Here is a 12,889-nt window from a genome sequence, read left to right as displayed (position 1 = left end):
GGTATGGACGGATCACGGGCGTCCCTTACGCCTAGTCGTCCTTGAGGAGCGAATCCACCCAGATCCTCGCCGCCCGGAACGCCTCGTCGGAGGTGTGCCTGGCGACCGAGTGTTCACGCCGGTCGGCCCTGGCGTAGGAGCCCAGGAACCGCAGGTGAGGGCTGATCCGGTGCAATCCCTTCAGCGCGTCGGCCACCCGGGCATCGGCGATGTGCCCCTCGGCGTCGATGCTGAAGAAGTAGTCGCCGAGGAACTGGCCGGTGGGCCTGGATTCGATTCTGCTCAGGTTCACTCCGCGTGCGGCGAACTGGTCGAGAATTTCCATCAGCGCCCCTGGATGGTCTTCCGGCAGGGGAATGACCAGCGTCGTCTTGTCGGCACCCGTGGGTTCGGGGAGCACGTTGGGCCGGCTGACCAGGATGAACCGGGTCACGGCGTCGGACACATCACCGATATCGCGTCCCAGCACCTCCAGGCCCAACCGTTCGGCCACGAACGGCGAGCAGATTGCTGCGTCGTAGGGGCAGCCGGCGTCGAGGAGGCCAACCGCGGCCGCGGCGGTCGAGGATCCTGGCAGATATTCTACGTCGGGAATATGTTTGGCGGTCCACGCCTGACATTGTGCCCAGGCATGACCGTGGGTGGAAATGGTGCGCACCTCGGTCAGAAGCGATCCTGGTTTGGCAACCAGGACAAACGTGATGGGAACCAGCACCTCGTGGATGATCCGGAGTGGATCCCCCTGGGCGATGGCGTCAAGGGTGGCGCTCACCCCGCCTTCCACCGAGTTTTCGATCGGGACCATGGCGGCGTCGACAGAGCCATCCCGCACCAAATCCAGCGCGGCGTTGACGGTCGGGGCGGGAACCCGGCGGGCGACATCGGCTCCGGGCACCTGCAGCAAGGCTGCCTCGGTAAAAGTCCCCTCGGGGCCGAGGAAGGTGTAGGACGCTGGAGAGGTCATGATGTCCAGCTCACAGGACCGCGGGTGGCTGGTCGGTGTCGGAGACCATCGGACGATCAGCTTCAAGCCATGCGCCCATTCCACCGGTCACGTTGACTGCCGAGTACCCGTTGGCTACCAGCCACTGGGCAACGCGCTGGGAACGGCCCCCGGTCCGGCAGATCACGTGCAGGTCAGCGTCAGGGTCAAACTCGTCCAGCCGTGCGGGAATCTGCTCCATCGGAATATGCAGTGCGCCGTCGATGTGACCGGCGGCCCATTCGTAGTCCTCCCTGACGTCCACCACAGTGGTGTCCTCGACAATTGAATCAATCGAGACGTTCTCAACTTCGCTCATCACTCATCCCCTTCCCATGGGTCGTATTCCGCCCAAGCCTATAGTGGGAGGCGAACCTCACCCACCATGCTGCACCCAACCGGGAGGTACCAATGACGGCTGATCGCCCCACCATCCTTGCGACGTCAGGCGGGTACCGCAAGGGCCTCCGGGTGGACCTCGAATTCAATCTGCTCATGCATCACGCCGTCGAACTGTCGGGCGTCACAGGGCGAGCCCCGCAGGTCACCTATGTGGGCACCGCAGGCGGCGACTCACGGGAGTGGAATCAGCGGTTTACCGAGGCTGCCCGGATTGCGGGCTTCGACGCAGCGTGCCTGAACCTGTTCACCATGCCCAATATCGATCCGATGGAGGATCACCTGCTCTCCCAGGACGTGGTGTGGGTCGGTGGCGGGTCGGTTGCGAACCTGCTGGCCGTCTGGCGCGTGCACGCCCTCGACCAGCTCTTTCACCGGGCCTGGCAGGCCGGCGTGGTCCTCGGCGGGGTTTCAGCCGGTTCTATCTGCTGGTTCCGCGGCGGCGCAACCGATTCCTTCGGCCCCGAGCTGCTACCGGTCACCAATGGCCTGGGCTTTCTCCCCTACGGCAACGGCGTGCATTACGACTCGGAGGAACGCAGGCGTCCGCTCATCCACCGGATGGTCGCCGACGGCACCCTCGGAGAAACCCATTGCACCGACGACGGCGTGGGACTGGTCTACCACGGCACCACCCTGGTGGAGGCGGTCAGCGAAACCCCTGGCAAGAGCGCCTACCTTGTTCGGGCCGGCGCGGGCGACAGTGTCGATGCGGTGGCAGTTGAGGAAACACTGGAACCCCGGCTGCTGGGGGAAATCCGGTGACCGAACTTCACAACCTGACCGCGCTGGCCCAGCGCGACGCTATCGCGCGGGGCGAACTGGGCTCGCGCGAATTAACGTCCCACTATCTCAGCCGGATTGACGAACTCAATCCGCGACTGGGGTCCTTCATCACGGTGACCGCGGATCAGGCGATGCACGAGGCGGCCGCAGCGGACAGCCGGCAGGCGTCTTCCGCCCGGTCGGGCGGTCACCTGCCAGTGCTCCACGGCATGCCGCTGGCGCACAAGGACCTGACCGACGTCGCCGGCGTCGTGACCACCTACGGCACGGCGGCGATGGACCAGGTACTCGCTGCCACTGATTCGCCGCTGGTGGCGATTCTCCGAGCTGCCGGCGGCATCAGCCTCGGCAAGACCCAGGTGCCCGAATTCGGTCTGAGCTGCCACAGCGAAAACACTATTGCGCCCCCGGCCAGGAACCCGCTCGACCTGTCCCTCAGCCCCGGCGGATCCTCCGGCGGCAGCGCGGCAGCGGTCGCGGCCCGCCTGATCCCGTTTGCGCCGGGCAGCGACGGCGGCGGATCGGTCCGCATTCCCGCCTCGGCGACCGGCCTGATCGGGCTGAAACCGAACCGGGGGCGAATTCCTTCCCTGTCCGGCCAGGCGGACCTCGGCCAGTTCGTGGTGGCGGGACCCCTGGCCCGGACGACCGCCGACGCCGCACTTCTGCTCGACGCGATGGTGGCCGAGCCCAACCACCGGGCCACCAGTGCGGTGCCAGGATCGACGTCATTTCTCGACGCTGCCCTCCGGGCGGACGGCACGTTCCGGATCGGCGCCAGCACTGTCTCGCCCTTCGCCAGTGCCTACGACATTGTCCTGGACCCTGAGGCCGTGGCAGCTTACCAGCAGGGCATCACGGCTCTCGGGGCCGCGGGGCACGACGTGGTCGACGCCGACATCAGCTACGACCCCCGCTACCATCAGGCCTTCCAGCTGGTCTGGACCGCCGCCCTGGCAGCGGCTCCCATCCCGCCGGATCGCGAAGCACTGCTCTCCCCGCTCGCCCGTGATATGCGGCGCCGTGCCATGGCGCGCAGCGCGGCCGAGCTGGTCGCCGCCGTCGACATCCTCCGGCAATTTGAGCAGCAGACCATTGCCGATTACTCGAGGTTCGACCTCATTCTGACACCGGCGCTGGGCCAGACTCCCCGCCCGATCGGGTGGTACGACTCGGAGGAAGGTGATGTCGATTACATGAGACAGTGCCAGTATTCCCCCTACACGTCGATGGTGAATGTGTGCGGACTGCCGGCGATCACCCTGCCAACCCTCGCCACCAATAGCGGCCTGTCCATGGGAGTCCAGCTGATCGGGCGCCCCAGCGCCGAGGCGCAACTACTGGCGGTTTCGGCGCAGCTTGAAGCGCAGGGCGTTTAGCCGGGACGACGGCGAAATCCGCCGGGTCCATTTCAGTAGCCAAAATGCGCGTGGCACCATGGGATAAATGACCACATCATCTGAGACGTCCGCCCGTCCGGCGGAAAAAACATTCATGGGCCACCCCCGAATGTTGGCCAATTTGTTCAGTATCGAGCTGTGGGAGCGCTTCTCTTTCTACGGGATGCAGGCCATCCTCCTGTTGTACATGACCTACAGCGTCACCGAGGGTGGGCTGGCGATCAACCAGGGGGTTGCCGCTGGTCTGGTCGGCGCGTATGGCGGCGGTGTCTACCTGTCGACGATCCTCGGCGCCTGGCTGGCCGACCGGGTGCTCGGGTCCGAGAAGGTCCTCTTCTCCTCGGCGATCATGATCATGGTCGGCCACATCGCCCTGGCTGTGCTGCCAGGCGGGGCGGGCCTGACGGTGGGCCTGATCCTCGTTGGCATCGGCTCCGGCGGCCTTAAGGCCAACGCGACCTCCCTGGTCGGCACCCTGTACCGGCAAGGGGATGAGCGGCGCGACGCCGGCTTCTCGATCTTCTACATGGGCATCAACCTTGGCGCCCTGGTCGGCCCGCTGATTACCGGCTGGCTGCAACAAAGCTGGGGATTCCATGTGGGCTTCGGCGCCGCGGCGGTGGGCATGGCCATCGGGTTGGTGCAGTACACCCTGACCCGGAAGTACCTTCCCGCGGAATCGCATGCGGTGGAGAACCCGCTGCCGTCCGCCGATTACCGGAAGTGGATGTTGATCGCCGTCGCGTTCCTGGCCCTCGTTGCGGTGGCCATCCTGACCGGTGCAGTCACCCCCGACGATCTGGCGGACCTGATGGCCTATGCGGCAATCATTGCCACGGTGGCCTACTTCACGGTGATCCTGCGGAGCCGCAAAGTCAGTGCCTTGGAGCGCCGCCGGGTGTATTCCTTCATGCCGCTCTTCCTCGCCAGTGCTGCGTTCTGGGCGCTGTTCCAGCAGCAGTTCACCGTGGTGCTCCTGTACTCGGAGCAGAGCCTGGACCGGGAGATCCTGGGCTGGACCATGCCCGCCGCCTGGGTGCAGTCGATCAATCCGGCGTTCATCATCCTGTTCGCCGCGGTCTTCGCCGCGCTATGGACCAAGCTGGGGTCACGGCAGCCGTCGTCGCCGCTCAAATTCGCGCTGGGCCTGATCTTTATGGGTGTCGCCTTCCTGATGTTCATTCCGTTCTCGGGCGGCGGCGCGAACAGCACACCGCTGCTGGCGTTGGCCATGATCCTGCTGTTCTTCACCTTCGCCGAACTGTTCCTCTCGCCAATTGGCCTCTCGGTGGCCACCAAGCTGGCGCCCGAAACGTTCAGGACCCAGATGGTGGCCCTAAACTTCCTGTCCATCTCCCTGGGTACTACGGTTTCGGGCATCCTGGCCGGCTACTACGACCAGGACAATGAGGTGCCCTACTTCTCCTTCAGCGGGATCACCGCGATCGTGTTGGGTATCCTGCTGGTAGCAGCAACTCCAGCGATCAAGAAGCTGATGTCCGGGGTTCGCTAACCCGCTCCCCCGGCCGAACGGCGCCCGCCCCAGCACCGGGGCGGGCGTCGTCGTCGTTGTGGCATTGCCGCGCGCCCCTGCCGGTATTGCGCGCCGCCGTGTCATGAATGAGACTGTTACTCACCGGTAACCCGCAATGATCGAAGGAGATCACGTGCCCAACCTCGCCAACAACCTCGCCTCCACCGCCATGGTGCACCCGGACGCGGTGGGCATCAAGCTCGACGACGTCGAACTTTCCTTCGCGGCACTGGACGAGTGGAGCCAACGGGTGTCCCGGCTGCTGGCGCAGAAAGGTTTGCGGCCCGGAGACCGGGTGGCGTTGATCATGCCGAATATTCCTCAGATGGCATTTATCTATTATGGCGTCCTGCGCTTTGGTGCCGTGGTGGTTCCCCTCAATCCGTTGCTGAAGGCCCGCGAGGTGGCCTACCATCTCACCGACTCCGGCGCCCGGCTGGTGTTTGCCTGGGAGGGAATTGTCGCTGAGGCAACGAAGGGCGCGGAACAGTCGGCGGCTGACCAGGGCGCGGCGCTGGAGGTCATCACCGTTAATGGGGCAACGTTCATGCAGCAGTTGGGAGCTGTGGAACCGGACCCCGTGGTTGCAACAGTCGATGCTGATGACACTGCGGTTCTGCTGTACACCTCCGGGACCACCGGCCGCCCCAAGGGCGCGGCCCTGACCCACTCCAATTTGCAGCGTAACACCGAGATTTCACGGGACCTGATGGGCACGAAGGTAGGCGACGTGCTCTTCGGCGGGCTCCCGTTCTTCCACATTTTCGGGCAGACCTGCGCGTTGAACGCGTCGGTGCTCACCGGCGCCACCGTGACGCTGCTCCCCCGGTTCGAGCCCGGGAAGGCGTTGGAGATCATTGCACGCGACCGGGTGACCATCTTTGAGGGCGTCCCCACCATGTACATCGCCATGCTGCGGCATCCGTCGGTCGCGGGGACCGACCTGTCATCGCTCCGCGTGGCCGTATCCGGTGGGTCGGCGCTACCGGTGGAGGTGCTGCACGAGTTTGAACGGGTCTTCGCTGCTGAGCTGCTGGAAGGGTACGGCCTGTCGGAGACATCGCCGATTGTCAGCTTCAACCGGCGCGGGACGATCCGCAAGCCGGGCTCGATTGGGACACCGGTGGACGGCGTTGAGGTGCGGATGCTCGACACCGACGGAGTCGAGGTGCCCACCGGCGAGGTGGGTGAGCTCGCTGTTCGAGGCCATTGCGTGATGAAAGGGTACTGGAACAACGACGACGCCACGGCGGCTGCCATCCCCGACGGCTGGTTCCGCACCGGAGACCTGGCACGGTTTGACGAGGATGGGGCCATCTTCATCGTCGACCGGAAGAAGGATGTCATCCTCCGTGGGGGATACAACGTTTACCCGCGCGAGGTGGAAGAGGCGCTCTACGAACACCCCGCTGTAGCGGAAGCCGCAGTCATCGGCGTTCCGGATGACCTCCAGGGTGAGGAGATTGTGGCAGTCGTGGGCATCAAGGCCGAACTCGAACCGGCGGACGACGACGCCCGTGAGCGGCTGAGCGCCGAAATACTTGAATTCACCAAGGAGCGCGTTGCCGCATACAAATACCCCCGCCGGGTGGTGCTGGTGCAAGCCCTGCCCAAGGGCCCGACGGGGAAGATCCTCAAACGCGAGATCCAGGTCTAACTGCGCCACCGTTCACCCGGTAGGTGCTGGGAACGTAGAGGGAGGCAGACGATGGCCGCACCAGAAGATCAGACCGCCCGGGTGTTGCGTGCCTGGGAGCAAAACGCTGACAACTACGACCGGCAGATCGCCTTTCTGGACCGGGTCTGGTTTGGGGGCGGCCGCGAATGGTTGGGTGACCGCGCCGAGGGCCGCATCCTTGAGGTGGCCATCGGTACCGGGCTGAACCTCCCCCATCTCCCGCCTGGCGCCCGGGTGACCGGGGTTGACCTCAGCCCGGCCATGCTCGCCGTCGCAGTTGACCGGGCACGCCGCCTGGGCCGCGACGTTGACGTGCGGGTAGGTAACGCCGAACAGTTGCCGTTCGACGACAACTCGTTCGATTCGGTGATCTGTGGATTATCGCTCTGCGGGATTCCTGATCCGGAGGCAGCCGTCCGGGAGGCCTGGCGGGTGCTGGTGCCCGGTGGAAGGCTGCTCCTCCTCGATCACGTGGCGAGCACCTGGCCACCGATTTACGCACTGCAGTGGCTGCTGGAGCGCTTCACAGTCCGGACGGCTGGCGAGCACTTCAGCCGCCGCCAATTACCCCTGGTGCAGGCTGCCGGATTCGTCGTCGTCGAGGTGGAACGCCTCAAAGCCGGCACCATTGAACGGATTCACGCCCGTAAACCCTGAGCCCGGCGGCCTGGATGTCGAAACGCGCCGCGCATTTGCCACCCGGGGCTGTAATAGTCCCGGTTCTTTGGCATGCTGTAGCAATGGCAAACCGAGCGGGCACAGTCGCCCTCCCCAGCGATCTCGTCAATGTTTCTTCGCTTCTGGACGCGTATTTCGACGTCGTCCCGGACCTGAACGACCCGGCACAGCGGGTCGCGTTTGGCACGTCGGGTCACCGCGGATCCTCCCTGAAAGCCTCGTTCAACGAGGGGCACATCGCTGCGATCACCCAGGCGATCGTCGAATACCGGGCGGGCCAGGGCATCACCGGTCCCCTGTTCATGGGCCGGGACACCCACGCACTCTCCGAACCGGCCCAGCAGACAGCCCTTGAGGTCCTGGCCGCGAACGAGGTCACAGTCAAGGTGGACGCCCGCGGCGCCTATACCCCCACCCCTGCCGTCTCCCACGCGATTCTCGCCCATAACGCCCGCGGCGCCGATCAAGCCGACGGCATCGTCATCACACCCTCACACAATCCGCCGGGCGACGGCGGATTCAAATACAACCCCCCGCACGGCGGCCCAGCAGACTCGGATGCCACCAACTGGATCGCCGACCGGGCCAACACCCTGATGGAGGGTGGGCTACGGGAGGTGCGGCGCGTCCCCGCCAGCCAGGCGCGGCAGGCGGACGGCATCGGAACCTACGATTTCCTGCAGCACTACGTCGAGGATCTGCCCACCGCCCTCAACCTCGATGCCATCCGGGCGTCCGGCCTGCACATCGGCGCCGATCCGATGGGCGGGGCCGCTGTCGACTATTGGGGTGCCATCGGTGAAACCCACAACCTGAACCTGACCGTCGTGAACCCCGCCGTCGACCCCCAGTGGGCGTTCATGACTCTCGACTGGGACGAGAAGATCAGGATGGACTGCTCCTCGCCGTCGGCGATGGCCTCGCTGATTGCCCGCTCGTCGGAGTTCGATATCTCCACCGGGAACGACGCCGACGCCGACCGGCACGGGATCGTCACCCCCGATGCGGGCCTCATGAACCCCAACCATTACCTTGCGGTGGCCATCGACTACCTCTACCGGAACCGTCCGCACTGGCGGGCGGACGCCGTCGTCGGGAAGACCCTCGTGTCGTCGTCGATTATCGACCGGGTGGCCGCCGAGCTGGGGCGGACCCTCGAAGAGGTGCCCGTGGGGTTCAAGTGGTTCGTGCCGGGTCTGCTCTCCGGCGGGCTCGCCTTCGGTGGGGAGGAGTCTGCCGGGGCGTCATTCCTGCGCCACGACGGCGGGCCCTGGACCACCGATAAGGACGGCATTCTGCTGGCTCTGCTGGCCTCCGAGATCACGGCGGTCACCGGCCGCACGCCGTCCCAGCTCTATGCCAGCCTGACCGACCGGTTCGGCTCGCCCGTCTACGCGCGGATCGACGCTCCCGCGTCGCGGGAGCAGAAGGCGGCGCTCGGGAAGCTGTCGCCGTCGGACGTCTCGGCGACAACCCTCGCGGGCGAAACCATCACTGCAAGGCTGACCACGGCCCCGGGCAACGGAGCGTCAATCGGTGGGCTGAAGGTCACCACCGAGAACGCGTGGTTCGCTGCCCGCCCGTCGGGAACCGAGGACGTGTACAAGATCTACGCCGAGTCCTTCAAGGGCGCTGACCACCTCAAGCAGGTCCAGGAAGAGGCTAAGGCCCTGGTAGACGCCGTCATCGGCGGCTAACCCCCACCGCCGCACCGTGAGGTGTGGCCCGTCGGCGAGTTCAGGTCGGCGCCCGGTCCACCTAATCTCACGGTTCGGTGAAACGGGTTGGAGGGGTGGGGCGTGAAGCCCGCCGCCAGCTCAGAGGAGCCGACGCAGGAGCCACCTCTTCAGGCGGTTGTGCGGCGGGTAGGCCAGTCGCAGGGTGTCGATTCTGGTGCCCTTGGAAAGCACTCCCCGCAACTGGCTGAACACGTCGAAGGAATAGCGGCCATGATAGGCGCCGGTCCCGCTGTCCCCCACCCCGCCGAACGGCAGTCCGGGCACCGTCAGGTGCAGGTTGCAGGCATTGTGGCCGATCGCTCCGGCGCGCACGCGTGCCTCAAAGTCCTGCCGCACCGTCGTCGTGTTGCTGAACAGGTATGCCGCCAGGGGACTGGGACGGGAGTTGATGAAGTCCACAGCTTCGTCCATTCCGCCCACCGTCAGAATCGGCAGGATGGGCCCGAAGATTTCCTCCTGCATCACCGGGGACTCCGGCGACACTCCGGTCAGCAGCGTGGGTTCGAGATACCGGGCATCGCGGTCGTACGATCCACCGGCGTAGATAGTGCCGCCGCTGAGCAGGCCGACCAGGCGATCGAAGTGCGCCTCGTTGATGATTCGACCGTAATCGGCGCTGCGTTGTGGATCCCTGCCGTAAAAGTCGGCGAGCGCCTTTTTCAGGTGGCGCAGCAACTGCGTTTCGAACCCCGCCTCGACGAGCACGTAATCGGGGGCCACACAGGTCTGGCCAGCGTTGAGGAACTTCCCAAACACGAGGCGCCGCGCCACCGCGCGGAGGTTCCCGTCCATCACGACGGCGGGCGACTTGCCTCCCAGCTCCAGCGTGACCGGGGTGAGCTGCTCGGCCGCGGCATGGGCGACAATCCTTCCGACGCGGGCACCCCCGGTGAAGAAGATGGAGTCGTATTTCTGGGTGAGCAGTTCGGTGCTTACCTCGGGGCCGCCTTCCACCAGGTCCACGGCGGCGGCGTCACAATAGAGCGGCAGCAGGTTGGCGATGACCGCCGACGTGGCAGGGGCAAGTTCGCTCGGCTTCAGGACAGCACAGTTCCCTGCCGCGAGCGCACCGACCAGAGGGGACAGCAGTAGTTGCACCGGGTAGTTCCAGGGACCGATGATCAGCACCACGCCCAGTGGCTCGGGCTGCCGGCGGGCCGTCGCCGGCAGCAGCCCAGCTGGCACCGGCACGCGTTCGGCACTGGTCCACTCGGTCAGGTGCCGCAGGGCGTATTCGGCTTCGGCCCTGACCAGTGAGAGTTCGGACACCAGTCCTTCGAGGCGGCTCTTGCCGAGGTCGGCGTGCAGAGCGTCGGTAAGGTCCACCTCCCGCTCGGCGAACATGCGGATCAGCCCCGTGAGCTGGGCCCGCCGCCAGGTCAGCGGGCGGGTGGTCCCGGCGTCGAAGGTCCGGCGCAGCCGTGCCACAGCCGTAGCCTCCTCGGCCGCCGCTGGGAGAGTCATTTCGCGCGGCCCGTGAAGTGCTCCATGGAGCTGTACACCTTGAACACGCGCCCGGCGACCACGTCCCACACCGGCTGCGGCAGGACACCGCGCAGCGCACCGCCCAACGCCACCGACCACGGCAGTTGGAGGCGGGGACGCCCGGCCAGCAGCGCCCGCCAGGCTTTGTCGACGACGTCGGCCGGGTCCATCAGAGGCGTGAACAGCGGACCCCGGGCCCCCTCGAACATGCCCGTCCGGATGTAGCTGGGGATCAGCGTGGTGACCTTGATGTGGCGGTGACCGGCCTCGCGCAGTTCAAGGCGCAGCGAGTCACTCCACCCAATGACTGCCCACTTCGAAGCCGTGTAGACGCTCATCCGGGGCACCGACAGGGTGCCGGACGCCGACGCAACGTTGAGAATACGTGCCTGCTCGCGCGACGCGATGAGGTCCGGCAGGAACTCCCGGGTCAGGTGCATCAGCGCAAGGGTGTTGATCTGCATGACCAGTGCGATGTCCGCCTCCTGCTCGTGCTCCCAGAAGTACTTCCCGCGCACAATGCCGGCGTTGTTGATCAGTACCGCCGGGATCCCGACGTCGTTCCTGACGGCGGCGGCCGCCGTCGTGATCGCACTCAGCGAGGCAAGATCGACGACGTAGCTGTGCACCGAGGATCCCGCACCTCCCAGGGAATCGGCGGTCGCGTGGAGCGCGTCGGCGTCGACATCCCAGAGGACGACGGCGCCGGCCCGCTCCCTGACAGCGCGTTCGGCGTATAACCGGCCCATCCCGCTGGCGGCACCGGTGATGAGGACTGTTCGGCCTTCGACAGTGAATGACATGAGTGCAACGTAACATCCCGCGGCGGACTGTAGGATTTCCGACAGATCACCCCAACATCTTTTGGAAGGCACAGCCATGAGCAGGCTCGGTACCTCTTGGACACTCCACGGCGATGGGAAGAACGTCCTGCCCGGGCAGTTTGTTGCCCCGGATGAGCGGCTCAGCTGGCCCCGGACTGTCGGGATCGGCGCGCAGCACGTCGTCGCGATGTTTGGCGCAACGTTCCTGGTCCCCCTGATCACCGGGTTCCCGCCGGCCACCACCCTCCTGTTTTCAGGAATCGGGACCATCCTGTTCCTGATCATCACCGCCGGGAAGGTTCCCAGCTACCTTGGGTCAAGCTTCGCCTTCATCGCGCCGATCGCCGCCGCCCAGAGCCAGCATGGCGCAGCGGGCGCGCTCGGCGGGATCATCATGGCCGGTGCGGTCCTGGCGATCATCGGTGCCATCGTCCACAGGGCAGGGTCCCGGTGGATCCAGGTGGTGATGCCGCCGATCGTCACGGGTGCCATCGTCGCGCTGATCGGCCTTAACCTGGCCCCCACAGCAAAATCGAGCTTCGAGCAGGCCCCCCTGACCGCGCTCATCACCGTGGTGGTCATCCTCCTGGTGACCGTCCTGTTCAAGGGAATCCTCGGGCGGCTATCGATCCTCGTGGGCGTTGTCGCCGGCTACGTCGCCGCCATGCTGCGCGGAGAAGTCGATTTCACTGCCATCAGCGACGCCGCCTGGATTGGCCTTCCCCCCTTCCAGACCCCCGAGTTCCACCTTTCAGTGGTGGGATTGTTCGTCCCGGTGGTCCTGGTCCTCGTCGCCGAGAACATCGGTCATGTGAAGTCGGTGGCGGCAATGACCGGGCGCGACCTCGACCCCGTGACCGGCCGCGCACTGATGGCTGACGGCCTCGCCACGATGCTCGCGGGGTCGGGCGGCGGCTCCGGAACCACCACCTATGCGGAGAACATCGGCGTCATGGCAGCGTCCCGTGTGTATTCGACGGCGGCCTACTGGGTGGCAGGAATTGTTGCCATCCTCCTGAGCCTGTTCCCGAAGTTCGGAGCACTGATCGCCACCGTCCCACCCGGTGTCCTCGGCGGCGCCGGAGTGGTGCTGTATGGCATGATCGGCATCCTCGGGGTCCGGATCTGGGTGCAGAATCAGGTCAACTTCTCCAACCCCATCAACCTGTCGACGGCCGGGGTGGCCCTGGTGGTCGGTATCGCCAACTTCACCTGGACCATCGGGGACCTCACCTTCGAGGGCATCGCCCTCGGCACAGCCGCAACCCTCGTGATTTACCACGGGATGAACGGCCTGGCCCGCTGGCGCGGCAGTGAGCATGTCACGGGGCCCGACGACGTTGACGCCTCCGACAAGGGGTCCCGCCCGTCGAAGCTGGGCTGA

At 65.8% G+C, this 12,889-nt stretch carries 11 protein-coding genes; 7 read left to right on the top strand and 4 right to left on the bottom strand.

From position 1 onward, the window contains the following. Positions 1-31 precede the first annotated feature (31 nt). A complete protein-coding gene (gene pheA, locus ACX80O_RS10990; RefSeq protein ID WP_459333470.1) occupies positions 32-964 on the bottom strand; it encodes a prephenate dehydratase in 933 nt (310 codons plus the stop codon). Between the two features lie 10 nt (positions 965-974). Beyond that, on the bottom strand, positions 975-1,301 hold the full coding sequence (locus ACX80O_RS10985) for a rhodanese-like domain-containing protein (RefSeq protein ID WP_459333469.1): 327 nt from the start codon (positions 1,299-1,301) through the stop codon (positions 975-977). Between the two features lie 92 nt (positions 1,302-1,393). Here ACX80O_RS10985 and ACX80O_RS10980 point away from each other — a divergent pair, with 92 nt between their 5' ends. From ACX80O_RS10980 to pgm, 6 genes are all read left to right on the top strand, one after another. Beyond that, complete coding sequence (locus tag ACX80O_RS10980) at positions 1,394-2,146, top strand: Type 1 glutamine amidotransferase-like domain-containing protein (protein WP_459333468.1); 753 nt, start codon at positions 1,394-1,396, stop codon at positions 2,144-2,146. Next, the gene (locus ACX80O_RS10975) at positions 2,143-3,546 is read left to right on the top strand and encodes an amidase (protein ID WP_459333467.1); all 1,404 of its coding nucleotides are present in this window, start codon (positions 2,143-2,145) and stop codon (positions 3,544-3,546) included. Before ACX80O_RS10980 ends, ACX80O_RS10975 begins: the two co-directional genes overlap by 4 nt. 67 nt (positions 3,547-3,613) lie before the next feature. Further along, complete coding sequence (locus ACX80O_RS10970; RefSeq protein ID WP_459333466.1) at positions 3,614-5,080, top strand: peptide MFS transporter; 1,467 nt, start codon at positions 3,614-3,616, stop codon at positions 5,078-5,080. Between the two features lie 154 nt (positions 5,081-5,234). Continuing rightward, positions 5,235-6,758: a long-chain-fatty-acid--CoA ligase gene (locus ACX80O_RS10965; protein ID WP_459333465.1), complete on the top strand. Its 1,524-nt coding sequence runs from the start codon at positions 5,235-5,237 to the stop codon at positions 6,756-6,758. A gap of 51 nt (positions 6,759-6,809) precedes the next feature. Further along, positions 6,810-7,436, top strand: coding sequence for a class I SAM-dependent methyltransferase (locus ACX80O_RS10960; protein WP_459333464.1), 627 nt, complete (start codon positions 6,810-6,812; stop codon positions 7,434-7,436). Between the two features lie 83 nt (positions 7,437-7,519). After that, positions 7,520-9,154 (top strand): phosphoglucomutase (alpha-D-glucose-1,6-bisphosphate-dependent), encoded by a 1,635-nt coding sequence (gene pgm / locus ACX80O_RS10955; RefSeq protein WP_459333463.1) that lies wholly within the window; start codon positions 7,520-7,522, stop codon positions 9,152-9,154. A gap of 120 nt (positions 9,155-9,274) precedes the next feature. Here the strand turns inward: pgm and ACX80O_RS10950 are convergent, their stop codons facing one another. Together ACX80O_RS10950 and ACX80O_RS10945 are read right to left on the bottom strand one after the other, a co-directional pair. Next, entirely contained in the window at positions 9,275-10,660 is a 1,386-nt protein-coding gene (locus tag ACX80O_RS10950) for an aldehyde dehydrogenase family protein (RefSeq protein WP_459333462.1), read from the bottom strand. Next, entirely contained in the window at positions 10,657-11,484 is an 828-nt protein-coding gene (locus tag ACX80O_RS10945) for an SDR family NAD(P)-dependent oxidoreductase (protein ID WP_459306134.1), read from the bottom strand. The genes ACX80O_RS10950 and ACX80O_RS10945 overlap by 4 nt, the downstream gene beginning before the upstream one ends. A gap of 76 nt (positions 11,485-11,560) precedes the next feature. Between ACX80O_RS10945 and ACX80O_RS10940 the strand changes: the two genes are divergently transcribed. Continuing rightward, positions 11,561-12,889, top strand: a complete 1,329-nt coding sequence (locus ACX80O_RS10940) for a uracil-xanthine permease family protein (RefSeq protein WP_459306136.1) — start codon at positions 11,561-11,563, stop codon at positions 12,887-12,889.

It is taken from the genome of Arthrobacter glycogeni (genome assembly GCF_054511155.1).
The sequence above is the reverse complement of the archived record's forward strand: the minus strand, read 5'-3'. Positions and strand labels throughout refer to the sequence as shown.

Excerpts from the sequence above, each read along its gene's own strand:
- pheA (WP_459333470.1), bottom strand. The coding sequence starts at position 964 with ATGACCTCTCCAGCGTCCTACACCTTCCTCGGCCCCGAGGGGACTTTT.
- ACX80O_RS10985 (WP_459333469.1), bottom strand. The coding sequence starts at position 1,301 with ATGAGCGAAGTTGAGAACGTCTCGATTGATTCAATTGTCGAGGACACC.
- ACX80O_RS10980 (WP_459333468.1), top strand. The coding sequence starts at position 1,394 with ATGACGGCTGATCGCCCCACCATCCTTGCGACGTCAGGCGGGTACCGC.
- ACX80O_RS10970 (WP_459333466.1), top strand. The coding sequence starts at position 3,614 with ATGACCACATCATCTGAGACGTCCGCCCGTCCGGCGGAAAAAACATTC.
- ACX80O_RS10960 (WP_459333464.1), top strand. The coding sequence starts at position 6,810 with ATGGCCGCACCAGAAGATCAGACCGCCCGGGTGTTGCGTGCCTGGGAG.
- pgm (WP_459333463.1), top strand. The coding sequence starts at position 7,520 with ATGGCAAACCGAGCGGGCACAGTCGCCCTCCCCAGCGATCTCGTCAAT.
- ACX80O_RS10950 (WP_459333462.1), bottom strand. The coding sequence starts at position 10,660 with ATGACTCTCCCAGCGGCGGCCGAGGAGGCTACGGCTGTGGCACGGCTG.
- ACX80O_RS10945 (WP_459306134.1), bottom strand. The coding sequence starts at position 11,484 with ATGTCATTCACTGTCGAAGGCCGAACAGTCCTCATCACCGGTGCCGCC.
- ACX80O_RS10940 (WP_459306136.1), top strand. The coding sequence starts at position 11,561 with ATGAGCAGGCTCGGTACCTCTTGGACACTCCACGGCGATGGGAAGAAC.